Source organism: Amycolatopsis solani (assembly GCF_033441515.1).
Classification (GTDB): Bacteria; Actinomycetota; Actinomycetes; order Mycobacteriales; family Pseudonocardiaceae; genus Amycolatopsis; species Amycolatopsis solani.
Genome location: NZ_JAWQJT010000001.1, coordinates 2,211,697 through 2,230,199, shown reverse-complemented (window position 1 = coordinate 2,230,199; position 18,503 = coordinate 2,211,697). Strand labels below are relative to the sequence as shown.

Below are 18,503 nucleotides of genomic sequence, written 5' to 3'. Positions count from 1 at the left end.
CCTTACCGATCTGCGAACTAACTAGACCGGTCGTCATAGTTTGCGCTACGGTCAGTGCCATGGTCCGTCGCACCGACACCCGGCAGCGCATGCTCGACACCGCCGCCGACCTGTTCCAGACCCAGGGCTACCACGCCACCGGCCTCACCCAGCTGACGACGGCGGGCGGCGCCCCGAAGGGTTCGCTGTACTTCCACTTCCCCGGCGGCAAGGAACAGCTCGCCGCCGAGGCCGTCCGGCTGTCGGGCGAGCGCACCGGTGCGGTGCTCGAAGCGATCCTCCGGGACGCGCCCGACGCGCCGACCGCGATCACCCGGGCGATCGACGCGCTGGCGAGTTTTCTCACCCAGTCCGACTTCCAGCGCGGCTGTCCACTCGCGACGGTCGCGTTGGACGCCGCCGCGGCGAGCGAGCCCATCCGCGAAGCCTGTGTGGACGGTTACGCGTCGTGGCACGCGATCTTCACCGATTATCTGGCCGCGCAAGGCCTTTCGGCCGAGCGCGCGGACGAGCTGGCCACCGTCGTGCTCGCCGCGATCGAAGGCGGGCTGCTGCTGGCCCGCACCCGCCGTGACGTCGCGCCGCTGCGCGCCGTCGCCACCCACCTGCACACCACCCTCGACCGGGAGTTCGCCTGATGCGCGTCCACCACCTCAACTGCGGCACCATGCGCCCCCTCGGCGGCGGGCTGATCGACGGCAGGCCGGGTTTGTTCCGGCGCGCCACCATGGTCTGCCACTGCCTGCTACTGGAGACGGACACCGGGCTCGTGCTCGTCGAAACCGGCATGGGCACACCGGCCGCGGTCGACCGCACCGCGTGGCTCGGCGCCGGGTTCGTCCGCCAGTCCAATCCCGTCGCGGACCCGACGCAGACCGCGATCGCGCAGATCCGCGCGCTCGGGTTCGACCCGGCGGACGTCCGCGACATCGTGCTGACCCACCTCGACCTCGACCACGCCGGCGGGCTGATCGACTTCCCGTGGGCACGCGTGCACGTCTACGCCGAGGAGCTGCGCGCCTTCACCGAACCGCGTGACGCCGCCGAACGCGGCCGCTACCGCCGGATCCAGTTCGCGCATGGTCCACAATGGACGTCCTATGCGGACACCGGCGAGCCGTGGTTCGGCTTCGACGCCGTCCGGCCGCTCGACGGCGTCGGCCCCGAGGTCCTGCTGGTCCCGCTCTCCGGGCACACGCGCGGGCACGCCGGCGTCGCCGTCGACACCGGCAGCGGCTGGCTGCTCAACGCCGGCGACTCCTACTTCTTCCACGGCCAGGTCGACCCGGCCGCGCCGAGCTGCCCGCCCGGCCTCAAGTGGTTCGAGGGCCACATGGAGACGGTCAAGCGCGCCCGGCTGGACAATCACCGCCGCCTGCGCCAGCTTGTTCAGGAGCACGGCGACGAGGTCACCGTCTTCGCCGCGCACGACGAGACCGAGTTCCTCCGGCTGAGCACCAGGAGCAGCGTATGAAGGTGCACCACCTGAACTGCGGATCGATGCGCCCGGCGGGCGGCAAGCTGCTCGACGGCGAGCCGGGCCTGCTGCGCCGGGCGGAGCTGGTCGCCCACTGCCTGCTGATCGAAACCGGCGACGGCCTGGTGCTGGTCGACACCGGTTTCGGCCGCGAGGGCGTGGCCCGCCCCGGCGAATGGCTGGGCCGGCCGTTCCTGACGCTGGTCGGCGCCAAGCCGGTGGCCGCCGAAACGGCGGTCGCGCAGATCAAGGCCCTCGGCCTCGACCCGGCCGACGTCCGCCACATCGTGATGACCCACCTCGACGTCGACCACGCGGGCGGGCTGGCCGACTTCCCGAACGCCGTCGTGCACGTCCGCGCCGAGGAGCACCGCGCGGCGACGGCGCCGGCGAACGCGGCGGAGAAGAACCGCTACCGGGCGGCCCAGTTCGCGCACAGCCCGCGGTGGAGCACCTACGACGAGGCGGGCGAGCCGTGGTTCGGCTTCGAAGCGGTCCGCTCGCTGAAGGGGCTGCCGGCGGAGATCCTGCTGGTCCCGCTCACCGGCCACACGCGCGGCCACACGGGCGTCGCGGTCGACACCGGCGACGGCTGGCTCCTGCACGCGGGCGACGCGTACTTCTTCCACGGCCAGCTCGACCCGGTCGCGCCGCACTGCCCGCCGGGGCTGACGGTGTTCCAGAACCTCGTCCAGACCCTGCGCGGGCCGCGGCTGGAGAACCTGGCGCGGCTGCACGAGCTGGCGCGGGACCACCCCGACGAGGTCAAGGTGTTCTCGGCGCACAGCCCGGTCGAACTGGCCGCGCTGCGCCGCGGAACCGTTTGATCTTCCGCGCCATCTGAACCCCCGACGACGACAAGGGGGTTCGGATGGTGGCGAAGATCCGGTGGCGCGTGGCTCTGCTCGGCGCGGTGGCCGCGCTGGCGACGGCGTGCGGGAGCGACCCGGCCCCGGCGCCGGCCGAAGCCGTGGCGGCGGAAGCGGCGCCGCTCGACCTCTCGGGTGTCGTGCTGCTGCAGCACCAGGGCGAAACCGGCCTGGACGAAATCGTCTTCGCCGACCCGGCCACCGGCGCGGCCAAGACGGTCCTCCCGCTGCCCGGCCGGGACACCTCGCTGCACCGCTTCAGCGGGCCGGCCACCAAGCTCGACGTCGTCTCGCCCGACGGGCAGTACGCCACGCTCGAGACCGGCGAAGGCGTCGACGTGTTCCGGCTGAACGCCGCCGACCGGCGCTACGAGCGGACCTTCACCGTCCCCGCGCCGGAGCGGACGATGAGCGACAAGGCGTCGCGGTTCGAGAACCCGCGGTTCGGCCCCGCCGGGGCGAAGCTGTTCTTCGACGACGGCGAGGCCGTCTACTCCGTCGGCTACGAGCAGCCGGGGACGCCGGTGAAGGAAGCGGAAATCGTGCCGAACGGCCACTTCGACCAGCACGTCCGGGACTGGTGGCTCGGTCCGCGCGGCGAGGTGCTGACCTGGCGCGATGTCCGGCACGCCGGCGAGCTGTCGTACCTGACCGACTCGGCGGGTGCGATCGCCTACGCGGTCTACGAAGACCCGGGCGCCACCTACAACTTCGTCACCGCGCTCGACGCGACGACGGTGCTGCTGTCTTCGGTCACCGGCTCCGACGAGCACGGCGTCCTGCTGCGGCTGCACCTCGACGGCGACACCCCGCAGCTGACCAAGCTCGTCGACCGGTCCGAGCCGATGATCGCCAAGACCGCGGCCGCCCCGGACAAGGCGACGGTGCTCTACGAAACCGGCAAGGGCGAGTGGTTCTCGTCGCCGACCACGCCGGGCGCCGTCGCGCGGCCCGCGTTCCCGCAGCTGCCGGCCGCCGGCACGCTGTCGGAGCGGCAGCTCGTCGGCTGGGCCTGATCAGCTGGCGTCGACGGCCTGCTTGACCAGCGGCGCCATCTGCTCCGGCGTCATCTTCGCCGGGCCGGTGTAGTTGACCAGCACCGGCGTGCCCCCGACGAGCTCGGCCGTGGCGAGGGTGGCCGTCTTCTGCTCGTCGACGTAGTAGATCGCGCCGTCCGCGAAACCGGCGACGTCCTTCGCGCCCGGCTTGGCCTTCTTGATCGACGCCACCATCTCGGCGGGCTTGCCCTGCTTGCCCTCGTAGCGGGTCACCGCGAGCGCGCCGGCGGCCTTGCCGTCCAGCTGGTACTCGCAGCTGCGGGCCTTGCCGCCGTTGGCCGCGTTGTCCTGCACCGGACCCGGGACCGCCGTGAGGTTGTCCAGGAACAGCGCCTTCGACACGGCCGCGGCGGGCAGCAGCTTGCACGGGTCCAGCGACGCGGCCGCGGCGTTCGCGCTCGGCGACGGCTTCGGGGCCGCGGGCGACGACGTCGCCGTGGTGGGTTTGTCCCCCGAGGAGCAGGCAGTCAAAGCGGCAAAAGCGACCAAAACGACGGCGAAGGTACGCATGTCCGCACCCTAGCCCGGACGGACTACCCCGCCGGAGCCCGGTACCGCCAGAACGCCGGGAGCACGAACATGGCGGCGCAGACCAGCACGATGACCAGCAGGCCGCCGCCGGTCGCGGCCGCCGTCGTGCCGAACGCGGCGGCGCCCCAGCCGTGGGTGAGGTCGGCGATGCGCGGGCCGCCCGCGACCACGACGGTGAAGACGCCCTGGAGCCGTCCCCGCATCTCGTCGGTGGTCGCGACCTGCAGGATCGCCATCCGGTAGACCGCGCTGACCATGTCCGCGGCCCCGGCCAGCGCCATGAACACGACGGCGAGCCACAGCGAGTGCGCGAGCCCGAACCCGGCGACCGCCGCACCCCACGCGCAGATCGACACGACCACCGCGACGCCCTGGCGGTGGATGCGCGTCAGCCAGCCGCTGAACAGGCCGATCAGCATGGCGCCCAGCGGCAGGGCGGCGTAGAGCCAGCCGAGCGCGGGGCCGCCGCCGGGCGGATCGCCGAACGTGCGCTCGGCCATCTCCGGGATCAGCGCCCGCGGCATGCCGAAGACCATCGCGATGATGTCGGCGACGAAGGACGCCAGCAGGATCTTCTGCCCGGCGAGGTACTTGAAGCCGTCGACGACGTCGCCGAGCCCGGCGCGCCGCGACGGCCCGTTGAGCGGCGGGATCGACGGCAGCCGCCAGACGGCGAGGAGCGTGATCACGAGGGCGACGACGTCGATCAGGTAGAGCGTGGAGAGGCCGATGACCGGGATCAGCGCGCCGGCGAACAGCGGGCCGAAGACCGCGCCGAAGGTCGACATGGTGGTGTTCAGCGCGTTCGCCGACGGCAGCAGCTCGGCGGGCACGAGCCGGGCGACGACGGCGCCGCGCGTCGGCATGTTGATCGCGAAGAACGCCTGGTTGATCGCGAGCAGGCCGAGCACCAGCCAGACGGACCCGAAGTTCGCGAACGCCTGCAGCCAGAGCAGCGCGGAGGTGATCGCGACACCGACGTTGGTGACGAAGAGCAGCTTCCGCCGATCGACGGCATCGGCGACGGCCCCGCCCCAGAGCCCGAAGACCAGCAGCGGCACGAGCGCGACGAGCCCGGTCAGCCCGACGTAGGCGGAGGACCCGGTGAGGTCGAAGATCTGCTTCGGCACGGCGACGGCGGTCAGCTGCGTACCGATGGCGGTGACCACAGTGGACAGCCACAGCCGCCGGAAAGCCGGGATCTTCAGCGGCCGGGTGTCGACGATGATGCGTCCGAGGATCTTGCGCACACCCGAGCGGGGCGGCATGGTCCCCGGTTCACCAGTCACAACAAACGAGCTTAGCTCGGCTAACTATCTTCCCGCAGGTGATTTACCTCGCCCACGATCGGGATCGGGCGGGCCGGCTCGAGCGCCCCAATGTGGCGTTGGGTGCGTCCAACGCACCGAACGCCACATTGGGGCGCTTGAGATCAGGGGGCGACGCGCTCGACCTGCCACCCGTCATCGGTCCGCACGTACCGCAGCCGGTCGTGCATCCGGTCCTCCCGGCCCTGCCAGAACTCCACCAGATCCGGCCGGATCCGCCAGCCGCCCCAGTGCGGGGGCGCCGGGATGTGCTCCACATCCGCGAACCGGCGCTCGATGCCACTCAACGCGTTGTCCAGCGCACGCCGTCCGTCGACCACCCGGGACTGCGGGGACGCCCACGCCCCCAGCTGCGAACCGCGCGGGCGCTTCGCCCAGTACTCCGCCGTCTCCTTCGTGCCGACCTTCTCCACCTCGCCGCGGACGTGGACCTGGCGCTGCAGCGGGTACCAGGGGAAGGTGACCGACGCGTACCGGGTCGCCGTCAGGTCGTGGCTCTTGGTCGAGGTGTAGTTCGTGTAGAACACGACGCCGCGGTCGTCGAGGCCCTTGCACAACACGGTGCGCGACGAGGGGCGGCCTTCGGCGTCCGCCGTCGCGAGGACCATCGCGTTCGGTTCGGCGATGCCGGCGGCGACGGCCTGGTTCAGCCAGCCCTGCAACTGGTCGGTCCAGGTGGCGGCGAGCGCGGATTCGTCGAACGCGGCGCCGTCGTAGGCCACCCGCATTCCCGGAAGCCGTACTACGGCGTCTTCCACCTGGTCCTCGATTCCCGGCATCATGGCCAAACCTCCACGCCCGGTCGGGGCATCAGTCGACTTCGGCTCTAGGCACGTTAAGGCCTCACGAGCTGCAGCGGAACCCACTGAACGGTGACACCCGCCACCACCAGCCCGTAACCGCAGGACAACAAGCCGTAACCCCCGCGTTACCCGCCGGACCAGGATCGATACAGGACGCACCTACCTTCGGCCCGTTCCCCACCACCCCGGAGGCAGGCATGACCGAGACCCTGTCCAGCGCCGAAGAAAGCGCCCCGCCGAAACGCCGATACGCCCCGCTCGCGGCCAACGAAAACCGCGAGGACTACTCACTGCGCTTCGCCGCTCATTCGTTCCGGAAATGGTCACCGTTCGTGGTCGCGACGACGGCGCTGGGCGGCATCGCCTACCTCGCCGACTTCGCGATCGGCGCCAGCATCGTCCTTTCCTACGGCTTCACGTCCGGGGTGCTGGCGATCCTCGCCGCCGCCGTCGTGATCTTCGTGACCGGCGTGCCCATCGCGGCCGCCTGCGCGAAGTCCGGAGTGGACATGGACCTGCTGACCCGCGGGGCCGGCTTCGGCTACTTCGGGTCGACGCTGACGTCGCTCGTCTACGCGAGCTTCACCGTCATCTTCTTCTCGCTCGAAGGCTCGATCATGGGCCAGGCGTTCGAGCTCGCCCTCGGCATCCCGCTGCCGATCGGCTACCTGCTCGCCACGCTGATCGTGCTGCCGTTCGCGCTCTACGGCATGGGCGCGGTCGCGAAGATGCAGACCTGGACGCAGCCGCTGTGGCTCGCCGGGCTGGTGCTGCCGTTCGTCGTCGTGCTGGTCCGCGAGCCGGGCAAGTTCGCCGAGTTCACGCACTTCGCGGGCACCGAGGGCGCCGGCGCCGGGTTCTCCGCGATCGGGTTCGGCTTCGGCATGGGCGTCGCGCTGTCGCTGATCGGGCAGATCGGCGAACAGGCCGACTACCTGCGGTTCATGCCGGAGAAGACGGCCGAGAACAAGCGGTCGTGGTGGGCCGCGGTGCTCGCCGCCGGACCCGGCTGGGTGATCCTCGGCGCCGCAAAGCAGATCGGCGGCGCGCTGCTCGCGTTCCTCGCGCTCGGCGTCGTCGGCAAGACGCACGCGCTCGAGCCGATCGCGCCGTACCTCGAAGCGGTGAAACCGGCGCTCGGCCCGGTGGCGCTGACGTTCGCCGCGCTGTTCGTCGTCGTCTCGCAGATCAAGATCAACACGACGAACGCGTACTCGGGCTCGCTGTCCTTCGCGAACTTCTTCTCCCGCGTGCTGCACAAGCACCCCGGCCGCGTCTGGTACGTGCTGGTCAACTGCGGGATCGCGCTCGCGCTGATGGAGTTCGGCGCGTTCGGCTTCCTGAACAAGATCCTCGGCTTCTACTCGAACGTCGCCATCGCGTGGATCGGCGCGGTGTGTGCGGATTTGGTGATCGCGAAGCCGCTCGGGCTTTCGCCGCGCTACATCGAGTTCAAGCGGGCCTACCTGCACAAGATCAACCCGGTCGGGTTCGGCTCGATGCTGGTCGCCTCGGCGGTGTCGATCGTGGCGTACTTCGGCGCGTTCGGGCCGTTCCTGGCCGCGTTCAGCCCGCTGCTGGCGCTGCTCATCGCCGTCGTGCTGGTGCCGGTGCTCGCCCTCGCGACGAAGGGCAAGTACTACCTGGCGCGGGAGAACACGGTCATGGGCACGAGCACGGACCTGAGCGCGACGCACACCTGCTCGGTCTGCGGCGACCCGTACGAGCTGCCGGACGTCGCCGACTGCGCGAAGCAGGACGGCCCGATCTGCTCGCTGTGCTGCACGCTCGACGCCACCTGCCACGACGTCTGCCAGACGACGGGACCGGTGTCGCTCGGGCTCCCGACGGTCCGCACCCCGTAAAGTCCGCAAAGGCCCGTCACCTGCGTCCGCTGCAGGTGACGGGCCTCTACGTTGGCCGGCGTCCCCCCGGTTCCCCCTCCCGGCTCGACTCCTTCACGTCCGAAGCGGCGGCGGGGTTGCCCGCGATTTCCGAGATCTTTTCCGGCCGCATGATGGCTGCCAGCATCAGCGCGCGCAGCTCCGCGCCGACCTCCCCGACGGGCAGCGGCGGTTCGTGCGCCTGCCACTCGCGCAGCAGGCCGGTGGCCGCGCCGACCAGCGCGATCGCCGTCAGCCGGTAGTCGCGATCGGGCGCGGCGCCGTGTTCGGCCGCGCGCCGCGCCTCGGTTTCGATGAAGGTCGCCCAGCGGTCGACCCAGATCTGGTGCTGCTCCTCCAGCTCCGCGCTGACGCCCACCGCTTCGACGTAGTTGAGCCGCGGCAGCCGGGGGTCGACGGTGACCGTGTCGATGAAGACGTCGAGCAGCGTGGCGATGCGGGTCATGGCGTCGGCCTCGGCGACCTTGTCGAGCGCGGCCGTGACGTGTTCGAGCGCGAGGCTGTTGATCCGGTCGTGGAGGATGCGGAGCACGTCCTCCTTGCCGGTGAACTCCTCGTAGAAGTTCCGCGTCGAGACGCCGGCGCGGCCGCACACCTCGGTGATCTTGGTGTGCCGGAAGCCGGCGGAGGTGAACAGCTCGAGACCGGCCGTGAGCAGCCGCTCGCGGCGGTCGGCGCGGCGTTGCTCGGGTGCGACGCCGCCGTACGTGCGAGCCACCGGTTGTCTCCTCCTTCTGAGGGATTGCCAGATCCTACCGGGCTGGCTACCTTGTGAAAACTTCGATTACCACACGGCCGGAGGCAACGATGCTTCGTCGGTTACTGGTCGCCGTCACCCTCCTTTTCGCCACCGCGGCGCCGGCCGCGCAGGCCGATCCGGGCGCGTTGCTCTCCGCGCAACCGACCACGGTGTACGTCGGCCCGTTCCCGGCTCCGGTCCGGGCGTGGCACCTGGTCTACCGCTCGACGTCGGCGACCGGCGCGCCCGCCGCGGTGTCCGGCACGCTCCTGGTCCCGCCGACGCCGTGGCTGCGCGGCGGCCCGCGCCCGCTGGTCACCTACGCGGTGGGCACCCACGGCCTCGGCGACCAGTGCGCGCCTTCGTCGTTGCTGGCCCGGGGCGTGGAGAACGAAAGCGCGTTGCTGGCCCAGGCGTTGTCGCAGGGCTGGGCGGTGGTCGTCACGGACTACGAAGGCCTCGGCACGCCGGGGACGCACACGTACGCGGTCGGCCGCTCCGAGGGTCACGCGGTGCTGGACGCGGCCCGCGCGGCGTCCCGGGTGCCCGGCGCGGGGTTGTCCCCGTCCGGCCCGGTGGGCGTGTTCGGCTACTCGCAGGGCGGCCAGGCGGCGGCGTGGGCAGCGGAACTCCAGGCGACGTACGCGCCTTCGCTCCGGGTGGTCGGCGTCGCGGCGGGCGGCGTCCCGGCCGACCTGAACGAGGTCTTCCGCGCCAACGACGGCGGCGCGGCCTTCGGCCTGGTCCTGGGCGCGGCCACGGGTTTCGCGGCGGCCTACCCGGACGTGCCGTTCGAGTCGATCCTGAACGACCGCGGGCGCGAGGCCGTGGCCCGGGTGTCCCAGGCGTGCACGATCGAGCTGGGCGCGGCGGCGCCGTTCGCGCACCTGCGGGACTTCGTGACGGTGCCGGACCCGATCCACGACCCGCGCTGGCAGACCCGGCTGGCGGAGAACTACCTGGGCACGACGGCGCCGAAGGCTCCGGTGTACCTGTACCACGGCACGCTCGACGAACTGATCCCGTTCAGCGTCGGGACGGGCTTGCGCGACCGCTGGCAGTCCCACGGCGCGGCGGTGACGTGGCAGGAGTTCCCGCTCCTGGAGCACATCGGCGGCGTGTCGATCGGCGGCCCGGCGGCGATGACCTGGCTGGGCACGAAGTTCTGACACTTCCGTTCGCCGGGGACGGCGCAGGGGGCCTTCCCCGGCGAACGGCGCGTGAGCCGTAACGGATCCCGGCGCGGTGGCGACACCACTGTGTTGATCACCGACGGAGGGAACCCCATGCGCCGCACCGCCCTGTCCGCGCTCGCCGCGGTCTCGATCGCGGTCGTCTCCGGCTGCGGCAGCGACGCACCGCCGGACCCCAAGGCGGAATGGACGTTCGCGATGAAGACCGCCGGGTTCGTGCCGAATTCGCCGCACACCTACGACGAGATGTTCGAGTCGGCCAAGAACTTCTGCGCCACCGGCTCGGCCCTGGCGATCTCCGGGCTGGCGAGGCAAGCGCTCGATCCGTCTTTGGTCGGCCAAACGGCGATGCCTGCCCCTGGCAAAGATCCCGACGCAGCGGCCAAGGCCTACGGCGACGCCACCTGGAAGTGGGCCTGCGGCCAGCCTCAGTGAAACACCTTCAACGCGGTCACCGCGTCGAAGGCCAAGGAAGTCGTCAGGGTGCCGCCCGCCGCGAGTGGGGTGCGGGACCACCACTCACCCGATGCCGCCGGGAGGTCCGGGCCGCCGAGGACTAAGTCCGTGGCCAGCACTCGGCGGCCGGCCAGTACCGCCAGGCTCCCGTCCAGGTCCGTGCCGATCGCAAGCGTCTGGCGCAGCACCGGCGTCCCACCCCGCGTCACCGACGTCGACGTCGTCATCGCGCCCGGCTTCTCCCCCGCCCGCCCGAGCACCAGCACCTCCCGCGTGTGCAGGTACGCGTCCGCAGCCAGCTCCGCCCGGAACACCGCCGTGTGCCGCGCACCAGCGGTGATCACCGTCGGCTCCGGCAGGTACTCCAGCCTTCCGCCGGGCTCCACGAGCACGTCCACAGTGGACAAAGACGACTCGCCGTGCAGGCCGGGCAACGCCAGGGTTGCCGCCACGCCGGACAAGCGCAGGGTCGCGCCCGGGCCCACCCGGATCGTGAGCAGGAGGTCGTCGCCGCCCAGGGGGGACGTTGCCGAGTTGACCAGGTGGACCACCGCGGCCGGGCCGCGGGCGCGGCGGGGGAACAGGGTCAGCGGGGCCATCGAACGCAGCTCGCGCAGCACCGTGCGCGAGCCGTCGAAGCACGCCGTCAGCCGGGCGTGGGCCTTCACAGCAGGGAACGGACCCAGGCCGCGACGTCGGGGGCGTCCGGGGTGTCCACAAGGGACTGCGTGATCACCGGGAGCTCCCCGCGCATCCGGTGCGCGTCCGACGTCATCACGTTCATGTCCGCACCCACCAGGTGCGCGATGTCGATCTTGTTGATCACCAGCAGGTCCGCGGTCGTGACGCCGGGGCCGCCCTTGCGCGGCACCTTGTCGCCGCCCGCGACGTCGACCACGAAGATCTGGCTGTCGGCCAGCCCGCGGCTGAACACCGCCGTCAGGTTGTCGCCGCCGCTCTCGATGATCACCAGGTCCAGGCCGGGGAACTTCTCCTCCAGGCTTTCGACCGCGTCCAGGTTCGCGGTGATGTCGTCGCGGATCGCCGTGTGCGGGCACGCGCCCGTCTGCACCGCCTCGATCCGCGCCGGGTCCAGCACCCCCGCACGACGCAGAAAATCCGCGTCCTCGGTGGTGTAGATGTCGTTCGTGACGACCGCGAGGTTCACTTCGTCGCCCAGCGCCCGGCACAGCGCCGCGGTCAGCGCCGTCTTGCCGGAGCCGACCGGGCCGCCGATGCCGATCCGGTACGCGCGGCCCGCCGTCGGCGCCGCGTCGTAGTGGTCGGGTTCGGCGGCCGTCGGGTCGAAGTTGACCTCGTGGAAGTGACCGTGGCCGTGGCCTTCAGCTGGCAAAGAGACGCACCTCTTCCTGGTGGTGCCGGGCGTGCGCCTCGGCGAACAAATCCAACGCGGGCGAACCCGGCGACGGCAGCGACGACGGATCGTCTGCCGCCACAGCGGCCGCCGCGGAACAAACCGAAGCCAGGTCCAACCGGGCCACGACGGCGTTGACGGCGAAGGGGTCCAGCCCCAGCAGCCGCACGGCCGCGCTCGCCGGACCGCTCACCGACAGGTACGCGACCGCCATCGCGGCGTCGTACGGGGAACCACCCGCGATGCCGACCAGCGCGCCCAGCACGATCGGGTGGTGGGGACGCGGCGCTTCCTTCAGCAACACGTCCAGGACGGGAGACGGCCACGCGATCCGGCCGGCCCGGGCGGTGCCGCGCCCCTGAGCCCGGGACGCCTCCCGCTGCGCGAGCGACGGCGTGCGCGCGTCCAGTTCACTGTCCAAAAGGGACCAATTTCCCCCGGAGACCGCCGCATGTGCCGAAGCAGCAGCGAAGACGGCCGCCAGGTAACCCGCCGTCCGCAACCGTCCGGAAAGGAATCCCGGCAGGTCGCGCACGGACGTCACCGACCGGCGGGAGACGACCTCCTCCAGCCCGCCACTGTGGACGTGCCCGCCGCCGGGGAAGCGGGAGTCCGCGAGGATCAGCGCCGAGAGGTCCATCAGAAGAGGAAGTACCGCTGCGCCATGGGCAGCTCCGTCACCGGCTGCGGCTCGATCAGCTCCCCGTCGACGTGCACCGCGAAGCTGTCCGGCTCGACGCGGACGTCCGGCGTGGCGTCGTTGAGCACCATGTCGGCCTTGGTCCGCGCGCGCATGTTCGACACGGCGACCAGCGGCCTCGTGATGCCGAACTTCTCGCGCAGGCCACTGTCCAAAGCGGACGGCGCGACGAAGTGCAGGCTCAGCGCCGCCCCGATCGAAGCGCCGAACATCGGGCGGGCCATGACCGGCTGCGGCGTCGGGATGGACGCGTTCGCGTCGCCCATCGCCGCCCACGCCGGGAAGCCGCCCTTCAGCACCACGTGCGGGCGGACGCCGAAGAACTTCGGCTCCCACAGCACGAGATCCGCGAGCTTGCCGACCTCGACCGAGCCGATTTCGGTCTCCATGCCGTGCGCGATGGCCGGGTTGATCGTGTACTTGGCGACATAACGACGTGCGCGCAGGTTGTCGGCCTCGCCGTCGCCGGGCAGCGCGCCACGACGGCGTTTCATCACGTGCGCGGTCTGCCACGTCCGGATGATCACCTCGCCGATCCGGCCCATCGCCTGCGAATCCGAGCTCATCATCGAAATGGCGCCCAGGTCGTGCAGGACGTCCTCGGCCGCGATCGTGGTCGGCCGGATCCGGCTCTCCGCGAAGGCGAGGTCTTCGGGCACCGACGGGTTGAGGTGGTGGCAGACCACCAGCATGTCGAGGTGCTCGTCGAGGGTATTGGCGGTGTGCGGCCGGGTCGGGTTGGTCGACGACGGCAGCACGTTCGGCAGCGAGACGACCTGGATGATGTCCGGCGCGTGCCCGCCGCCGGCGCCTTCGGTGTGGTACGCGTTGATCGAGCGGCCGCCGATGGCGTCCACAGTGGACTCCAGGAACCCGGCCTCGTTCAGCGTGTCGGTGTGGATCGCGACCTGGACACCGGCTTCGTCGGCCACCGTGAGGCACGCGTCGATGGCGGCGGGCGTGGTGCCCCAGTCCTCGTGCAGCTTGAAGCCGCCCGCGCCGGCCGCGAGCTGCTCGCGCAGCGCGTCGTGCCGGACGGTGTTCCCCTTGCCCAGCAACAGGACGTTGACCGGGTAACCGTCCATGGCGGACAGCATCCGGCCGAGGTTCCACGCGCCGGGCGTGACGGTGGTGGCTTTCGTGCCCTCGTTGGGCCCGGTACCGCCACCGACCAATGTGGTCAGTCCGGCCGCCAGCGCCGTGTCGACGAGCTGCGGGCAGATGAAGTGGACGTGGCAGTCGATGCCGCCCGCGGTGAGGATCTTCCCGTTGCCGGACAACACCTCCGTCGACGGCCCGATGACCAGTGCCGGGTGGACGCCGTCCATCGTGTCCGGGTTGCCGGCCTTGCCGATGCCGACGATCCGGCCGTCGCGCACGCCGACGTCGGCCTTGACGACACCCCAGTGGTCGAGGATCACCGCGCCGGTGATGACCAGGTCGGGGGTGCCCTCGGCGCGGGTCGCCGTGCCCTGGCCCATGGACTCGCGGATGACCTTGCCGCCGCCGAACAGCACCTCGTCGCCGGAGCCGCCGGGGCCCATCGAGCGGTCCTCGGTGACCTCGATCAGGAGGTCGGTGTCGGCGAGCCGGATCCGGTCGCCGGTGGTCGGGCCGAACAGCTCGGCGTAGCGCTCGCGGTCGATCTGCGGCATTTCAGAACTCTCCCGAGAATTCGGACCGCAGCCCGGGGACGCGGCGCGCGCCGGCGAGCGGAACGAGATCGACCTCGCGTTCGACGCCCGGCTCGAACCGGACGGACGTGCCGGCCGGGACGTCGAGCCGGTGGCCGCGGGCGGCGTCGCGGTCGAATTCCAGGCCGGGGTTCACCGCGGCGAAGTGGTAGTGCGAACCGACCTGGACCGGCCGGTCGCCGAGGTTGCGGACCAGCAGCCGGACGCGCGGGCGGCCGGGGTTCAGCTCGACCGGCTCGTCGCCGGGAATGATCTCACCTGGACGCATCGAACACCCCTCACACGATCGGGTCGTGCACGGTGACGAGCTTCGTGCCGTCCGGGAACGTGGCCTCGACCTGTACGGAGTCGACCATCTCGGGCACGCCGTCTAGCACCTGTGCCCGCGAGAGCACGGTCCGGCCGCTCGCCACGAGCTCACTGACCGTGCGCCCGTCGCGCGCCCCTTCGAGGACGTGGTCGGTGATCAGCGCGACCGCCTCGGGGTAGTTCAGCCGGACGCCGCGGTCCAGCCGCTTCCGCGCGACGTCGGCCGCCACGTGGATCAGCAGCTTGTCGCGCTCCTGCGGACTGAGGTGCATCGCTTAGGTCTATCACCCGGACCAGGGCAGCGCCTGGTTCGGAAACATACCTTTAACCTGGCCTTCGTCACAGTCCGTGGCGAAAATTCTCCCGTCGGACGGCCCCGGTGACTGAATCGTTCTCGTAATCGTGACCGAAACCACCGCTTCTTTCGATTGCCCCCTGGCCATCGAGGGAGCAAGGTCTATCCATCCGTGCGATGGCGCGCGCGTTCCGTGCGCATTTCCGTCCGCGCGTGCACCACCACCAAGACGGGGAAAAAAGCGCACCGAAAGGTTCCGCGAAACAGTGACTACCTCCACGATCAGCAAGCCACAGCCGTCCGGCCAACCCGACGACGGCTTCCGACCGGGTCTGGAGGGCGTCGTCGCCTTCCACACCGAAATCGCCGAACCCGACCGGGACGGCGGTGCGCTGCGCTACCGCGGCGTCGACATCGAGGACCTCGCCGGAAAGGTGACCTTCGGCGACGTCTGGGGCCTTCTCGTGGACGGCCGGTTCGGCCACGGCCTGCCGCCCGCCGAGCCGTTCCCGCTGCCGGTGCACACCGGCGACGTCCGGGTCGACGTCCAGGCCGCGCTGGCCATGCTCGCGCCGATCTGGGGCTACCGCCCGCTGCTCGACATCACCGACGAGGAGGCCCGCGAGCAGCTGGCCCGCGCCTCGGTGATGGCCCTCTCCTACGTCGCGCAGTCGGCGCGCGGCATCGGCCAGCCCGCCGTGCCGCAAGCCCGCGTCGACGAGGCCCACTCGATCACCGAGCGGTTCCTCGTCCGCTGGCGCGGCGAACCGGACCCGGCGCACGTCCGCGCGCTGGACGCCTACTGGGTGTCGGCCGCCGAGCACGGCCTCAACGCGTCGACCTTCACCGCCCGCGTCATCGCCTCCACCGGGGCGGACGTCGCGGCGGCCATGTCCGGCGCCATCGGCGCGATGTCGGGCCCGCTGCACGGCGGCGCCCCGGCGCGCGTGCTGCCGATGATCGAAGAGGTCGAACGCTCCGGCGACCCGGCGGGCCTGGTCAAGGGCATCCTCGACCGCAAGGAACGCCTGATGGGCTTCGGGCACCGCGTCTACCGCGCCGAGGACCCGCGGGCGCGCGTGCTGCGCCGCACCTGCCAGGAGCTCGGCGCGACCCGCTACGAGGCGGCCGCCGCGCTGGAGCAGGCCGCGCTGGCGGAGCTGCGTGAGCGGCGTCCGGATCACCCGATCGAGACGAACGTCGAGTTCTGGGCCGCGGTCATCCTGGACTTCGCCCAGGTCCCGCCGCACATGATGCCCGCGATGTTCAGCTCGGCCCGCACCGCCGGCTGGGCCGCGCACATCCTGGAGCAGAAGCGCACCGGACGTCTGGTGCGCCCGTCGGCCAAGTACGTCGGCCCGGCGCCCCGCACCCCCGAGGACGTCGAGGGCTGGGAGCTGGTCACCAAGCACTGACCTCACGCGCAACTTTCGGTACGAAAGTGTTCCGGAGGGGCTCCCTCCGGAACACTTTCACGTGAAAGTGCGGGTCTCTTCGTGGGTGGCGGTGGCGGCGAGCATCGCCGTGAGCTGGTCGACCAGCCAGGTTTCCAGCAGGTCGCGCGGGAGCGTGCGTTCCTGGAGCCAGGACAAGAGGGCGCCCTCGACTACTGCGGTCCAGCAGCGCAGCGTGAGGGAGAGTAGGGGTGACGGGTCTTGGACGTCGAGGGCGTCCAGGATCAGGGCCACCGCGCGGTTGCGGACCTCGTCGATCGCCGCGTCGGTGTCCGACGTCGCGATCACCGAACCGCTGCGCAGCAACGCGATGTACCCGGCCCGGTAGTGGTCGGCGACGTCGATCAGGCCGCGGACGGCCGCTCGGAGCCGAGTCTCCGGTGGGCCCTCCTCGAGCCCGGCCAGTCCGTCGATGAGGCCGTCGGTGACCGTGCGCAGGGCCTGCACCTGCAGCTCGCGCAGGCTCGGGAAGTACCGGTAGAACAACGGCCGCGACACCTCGGCGCGCGCGACGATGTCGTCCACGGTGACCAGTTCCGGCGCCCGTGACCCGAACAGGTCGAGCGCGGCGCGGATCAGGTCGTCGCGGCGGGCCTGCGGCGTCATCCGCCGCGGCCGGCTCACGGCGTCAGGTCCAGCTTCGCCGCCGCTCGCAGCAGGCCGGGCGTCAGTCGCGAAAGGACCAGCGCCACCTTCGCCTCCGGTGTGGACGGTGCGATCGCGGTGTCCTTGGCGACCGCGCGCAGGATGTCCTTCGCGACGCCTTCCGGGCCGAACCCGCGGCGGGCGTAGAGCTTCGAACTGGCCCGCTGACGCCGCTGTTGCTCCTCATCGGACACTCCCACGAACCGGGTCGTGTTCGTGATGTTGGTCTTCACGATGCCCGGGCACACCGCCGTGACACCGATCCGGTGCGCGGCCAGCTCGGCGCGCAGGCCGACGCTCAGCGCCAGCACGGCGGACTTCGTCGTGGCGTACGCGGTCAGGATCTTCGACGGCAGGTAGGCGGCCGCGGAGGCGAGGTTGACGATCTGGCCGCCTTCGGCGCGCTCGGCGAGCATCGGCGCGAACGCGCGGCAGCCGTGGATCACGCCCCAGAGGTTCACGTCGATGACGCGCTCCCAGTCCTCGACGGAGGTGTCGAGGAACGGGCCGGACATCCCGATGCCGGCGTTGTTGACCACGATGTCCGGGACGCCGTGGTTCTCGCGCACGTCGCGCGCGAAGCGGTGCACGGCCTCGCCGTCGGAAGAGTCCACTGTGTACTCCGCGACGCCGTGGTCTTCCAGCAGCTTCAGGGTCTCCGCGGCCGAGGCCTGGTCGATGTCGGTGACGATGACGTCGGCACCCTCGGCGGCGAAGGCGAGCGCGGTGGCCCGGCCGATGCCGCTGCCGGCACCGGTGACGACGACCAGCTTGTGCTCGAACGGCCCGGCTCCCACGCGCGACCGGCGCAGGGCCCGGCTTTCGGCGCCGGTTTCGGCGTACTCGATCAGCTCGGCGGCGGCCCGGGCGACGACGTCCGGCTTGGCGCGGGTGACCCAGTGCGTCCCGACGACCGGGCGGATCCGCAGGTCGGAGACCCAGCGGGCGACCTCGGTCTGCAGCGGGGTCGTGACGTAGGCGTCGCCGGTCGGGGCGAGCACCTGCACCGGGACGTCGGCGGGCCGCGGGGCGGGCCGCGAAAGCCGGGTGAACATGTTGGCGCGGTAGAGCTCGAGCCCGTGCAGGCCGTCGGACTTCTCCGGGGGCGCCGCGTCGGGTTCCATGCGCTGGATCTGCTTGCCCAGCAAGCCGGTGCGCCACAGCACGTCCGGGATCAGCGGCACCTGGAACGCCAGGATGTACCACGAGTGCAGGAACTGGCTGAGCGCGTTCTTGAGGCGCTTCGGCGTCGGGCGCGTGAGCTGCGCGCGGAACCAGGCGCCCGCGTGGTCGAGACTCGGCCCGGAGATCGACGTGTAGGACGCGATCCGGCCGCGCAGCCCCTCACCCGTGACGGCGTGCCACGTCTGGATCGAGCCCCAGTCGTGGGCGACCAGGTGCACCTTCCCGGCCGGATGCACCGCCTCGACGACCGCGCGCAGGTCGTCGGCCAGCTGGTCCAGCCGGTAGGACGAGCGTCCCGACGGCTTGTCCGACTGCCCGGCCCCGCGGACGTCGTAGGTGACGACGCGGTGGTCCGCGCCGAGCAGCGCGGTCACCCCGTCCCACATCGAGCTGTTGTCGGGGTAGCCGTGCACGAGCACGACCGTGGGCCCGTCGTCCCGGCCGTCGATGTGGACCGAGAGGCGGACACCGTCGCTGGCGGTCACCCA

Annotated in this window: 20 protein-coding genes; 8 read left to right on the top strand and 12 right to left on the bottom strand. The window is 71.3% G+C overall.

The features are described 5' to 3' along the window. The first annotated feature begins 59 nt into the window (after positions 1 to 59). Genes SD460_RS11130 through SD460_RS11115 form a run of 4 tightly spaced genes read left to right on the top strand, consistent with a single transcriptional unit; the run spans position 60 to position 3,362 of the window. Complete coding sequence (locus tag SD460_RS11130) at positions 60 to 638, top strand: TetR/AcrR family transcriptional regulator (RefSeq protein ID WP_290055199.1); 579 nt, start codon at positions 60 to 62, stop codon at positions 636 to 638. Continuing rightward, positions 638 to 1,474, top strand: coding sequence for an MBL fold metallo-hydrolase (locus SD460_RS11125; protein ID WP_290055197.1), 837 nt, complete (start codon positions 638 to 640; stop codon positions 1,472 to 1,474). The genes SD460_RS11130 and SD460_RS11125 overlap by 1 nt, the downstream gene beginning before the upstream one ends. Further along, positions 1,471 to 2,304: an MBL fold metallo-hydrolase gene (locus SD460_RS11120; RefSeq protein ID WP_290055195.1), complete on the top strand. Its 834-nt coding sequence runs from the start codon at positions 1,471 to 1,473 to the stop codon at positions 2,302 to 2,304. The genes SD460_RS11125 and SD460_RS11120 overlap by 4 nt, the downstream gene beginning before the upstream one ends. Positions 2,305 to 2,348: 44 nt before the next feature. Further along, on the top strand, positions 2,349 to 3,362 hold the full coding sequence (locus SD460_RS11115; RefSeq protein ID WP_290055193.1) for a hypothetical protein: 1,014 nt from the start codon (positions 2,349 to 2,351) through the stop codon (positions 3,360 to 3,362). Here the strand turns inward: SD460_RS11115 and SD460_RS11110 are convergent, their stop codons facing one another. From SD460_RS11110 to pdxH, 3 genes are all read right to left on the bottom strand, one after another. Then, positions 3,363 to 3,914, bottom strand: coding sequence for a DUF3558 family protein (locus SD460_RS11110; RefSeq protein WP_290055191.1), 552 nt, complete (start codon positions 3,912 to 3,914; stop codon positions 3,363 to 3,365). A 23-nt stretch (positions 3,915 to 3,937) separates the two neighbouring features. Further along, positions 3,938 to 5,203 (bottom strand): MFS transporter, encoded by a 1,266-nt coding sequence (locus SD460_RS11105; RefSeq protein WP_290055224.1) that lies wholly within the window; start codon positions 5,201 to 5,203, stop codon positions 3,938 to 3,940. Between the two features lie 164 nt (positions 5,204 to 5,367). Continuing rightward, a complete protein-coding gene (pdxH, locus tag SD460_RS11100; RefSeq protein ID WP_290055190.1) occupies positions 5,368 to 6,045 on the bottom strand; it encodes a pyridoxamine 5'-phosphate oxidase in 678 nt (225 codons plus the stop codon). Positions 6,046 to 6,263: 218 nt separating this feature from the next. Here pdxH and SD460_RS11095 point away from each other — a divergent pair, with 218 nt between their 5' ends. Continuing rightward, a complete protein-coding gene (locus SD460_RS11095; protein ID WP_290055188.1) occupies positions 6,264 to 7,931 on the top strand; it encodes a purine-cytosine permease family protein in 1,668 nt (555 codons plus the stop codon). Between the two features lie 46 nt (positions 7,932 to 7,977). Here the strand turns inward: SD460_RS11095 and SD460_RS11090 are convergent, their stop codons facing one another. Next, on the bottom strand, positions 7,978 to 8,688 hold the full coding sequence (locus tag SD460_RS11090) for a TetR/AcrR family transcriptional regulator (RefSeq protein ID WP_290055186.1): 711 nt from the start codon (positions 8,686 to 8,688) through the stop codon (positions 7,978 to 7,980). A gap of 89 nt (positions 8,689 to 8,777) precedes the next feature. On the opposite strand from SD460_RS11090, the gene SD460_RS11085 reads away from it, so the two are divergent. Next, positions 8,778 to 9,878 carry a lipase family protein gene (locus tag SD460_RS11085; protein WP_318306125.1) on the top strand — a complete coding sequence of 367 codons (1,101 nt, stop codon included), beginning with the start codon at positions 8,778 to 8,780 and terminating at the stop codon, positions 9,876 to 9,878. A gap of 117 nt (positions 9,879 to 9,995) precedes the next feature. Then, entirely contained in the window at positions 9,996 to 10,337 is a 342-nt protein-coding gene (locus tag SD460_RS11080) for a hypothetical protein (RefSeq protein ID WP_290055182.1), read from the top strand. Here SD460_RS11080 and SD460_RS11075 read toward each other — a convergent pair. Genes SD460_RS11075 through SD460_RS11050 form a run of 6 tightly spaced genes read right to left on the bottom strand, consistent with a single transcriptional unit; the run spans position 10,331 to position 14,708 of the window. Further along, a complete protein-coding gene (locus tag SD460_RS11075) occupies positions 10,331 to 11,026 on the bottom strand; it encodes an urease accessory protein UreD (RefSeq protein ID WP_290055180.1) in 696 nt (231 codons plus the stop codon). The two genes, SD460_RS11080 and SD460_RS11075, sit on opposite strands and share 7 nt — an antisense overlap. Further along, the gene (gene ureG, locus SD460_RS11070) at positions 11,023 to 11,712 is read right to left on the bottom strand and encodes an urease accessory protein UreG (protein ID WP_290055178.1); all 690 of its coding nucleotides are present in this window, start codon (positions 11,710 to 11,712) and stop codon (positions 11,023 to 11,025) included. Before ureG ends, SD460_RS11075 begins: the two co-directional genes overlap by 4 nt. Beyond that, positions 11,702 to 12,373: an urease accessory protein UreF gene (locus tag SD460_RS11065; protein WP_290055176.1), complete on the bottom strand. Its 672-nt coding sequence runs from the start codon at positions 12,371 to 12,373 to the stop codon at positions 11,702 to 11,704. Before SD460_RS11065 ends, ureG begins: the two co-directional genes overlap by 11 nt. Beyond that, a complete protein-coding gene (locus tag SD460_RS11060; protein ID WP_290055174.1) occupies positions 12,373 to 14,088 on the bottom strand; it encodes an urease subunit alpha in 1,716 nt (571 codons plus the stop codon). The genes SD460_RS11065 and SD460_RS11060 overlap by 1 nt, the downstream gene beginning before the upstream one ends. Position 14,089: 1 nt before the next feature. Further along, a complete protein-coding gene (locus SD460_RS11055) occupies positions 14,090 to 14,395 on the bottom strand; it encodes an urease subunit beta (protein WP_004562397.1) in 306 nt (101 codons plus the stop codon). Between the two features lie 10 nt (positions 14,396 to 14,405). After that, positions 14,406 to 14,708: an urease subunit gamma gene (locus SD460_RS11050; protein WP_020641633.1), complete on the bottom strand. Its 303-nt coding sequence runs from the start codon at positions 14,706 to 14,708 to the stop codon at positions 14,406 to 14,408. Positions 14,709 to 14,997: 289 nt separating this feature from the next. Here SD460_RS11050 and SD460_RS11045 point away from each other — a divergent pair, with 289 nt between their 5' ends. Next, a complete protein-coding gene (locus SD460_RS11045; protein ID WP_290055169.1) occupies positions 14,998 to 16,146 on the top strand; it encodes a citrate synthase 2 in 1,149 nt (382 codons plus the stop codon). 57 nt (positions 16,147 to 16,203) lie between these two features. On the opposite strand, the gene SD460_RS11040 is transcribed toward SD460_RS11045, so the two are convergent. Beyond that, positions 16,204 to 16,791 carry a TetR/AcrR family transcriptional regulator gene (locus SD460_RS11040; protein WP_290055223.1) on the bottom strand — a complete coding sequence of 196 codons (588 nt, stop codon included), beginning with the start codon at positions 16,789 to 16,791 and terminating at the stop codon, positions 16,204 to 16,206. Between the two features lie 14 nt (positions 16,792 to 16,805). Then, positions 16,806 to 18,500, bottom strand: a complete 1,695-nt coding sequence (locus SD460_RS11035) for an SDR family oxidoreductase (protein ID WP_290055221.1) — start codon at positions 18,498 to 18,500, stop codon at positions 16,806 to 16,808. Positions 18,501 to 18,503: the final 3 nt, after the last annotated feature.

Bases quoted from the DNA above. Each gene is read 5' to 3' on its own strand.
- SD460_RS11085 (WP_318306125.1), top strand. From the start codon at position 8,778: ATGCTTCGTCGGTTACTGGTCGCCGTCACCCTCCTTTTCGCCACCGCG.
- SD460_RS11105 (WP_290055224.1), bottom strand. From the start codon at position 5,203: ATGCCGCCCCGCTCGGGTGTGCGCAAGATCCTCGGACGCATCATCGTC.
- SD460_RS11040 (WP_290055223.1), bottom strand. From the start codon at position 16,791: ATGACGCCGCAGGCCCGCCGCGACGACCTGATCCGCGCCGCGCTCGAC.
- SD460_RS11115 (WP_290055193.1), top strand. From the start codon at position 2,349: ATGGTGGCGAAGATCCGGTGGCGCGTGGCTCTGCTCGGCGCGGTGGCC.
- SD460_RS11065 (WP_290055176.1), bottom strand. From the start codon at position 12,373: ATGGACCTCTCGGCGCTGATCCTCGCGGACTCCCGCTTCCCCGGCGGC.
- SD460_RS11095 (WP_290055188.1), top strand. From the start codon at position 6,264: ATGACCGAGACCCTGTCCAGCGCCGAAGAAAGCGCCCCGCCGAAACGC.
- SD460_RS11130 (WP_290055199.1), top strand. From the start codon at position 60: ATGGTCCGTCGCACCGACACCCGGCAGCGCATGCTCGACACCGCCGCC.
- SD460_RS11125 (WP_290055197.1), top strand. From the start codon at position 638: ATGCGCGTCCACCACCTCAACTGCGGCACCATGCGCCCCCTCGGCGGC.
- SD460_RS11080 (WP_290055182.1), top strand. From the start codon at position 9,996: ATGCGCCGCACCGCCCTGTCCGCGCTCGCCGCGGTCTCGATCGCGGTC.
- SD460_RS11110 (WP_290055191.1), bottom strand. From the start codon at position 3,914: ATGCGTACCTTCGCCGTCGTTTTGGTCGCTTTTGCCGCTTTGACTGCC.
- pdxH (WP_290055190.1), bottom strand. From the start codon at position 6,045: ATGATGCCGGGAATCGAGGACCAGGTGGAAGACGCCGTAGTACGGCTT.
- SD460_RS11060 (WP_290055174.1), bottom strand. From the start codon at position 14,088: ATGCCGCAGATCGACCGCGAGCGCTACGCCGAGCTGTTCGGCCCGACC.
- SD460_RS11055 (WP_004562397.1), bottom strand. From the start codon at position 14,395: ATGCGTCCAGGTGAGATCATTCCCGGCGACGAGCCGGTCGAGCTGAAC.
- SD460_RS11120 (WP_290055195.1), top strand. From the start codon at position 1,471: ATGAAGGTGCACCACCTGAACTGCGGATCGATGCGCCCGGCGGGCGGC.
- SD460_RS11050 (WP_020641633.1), bottom strand. From the start codon at position 14,708: ATGCACCTCAGTCCGCAGGAGCGCGACAAGCTGCTGATCCACGTGGCG.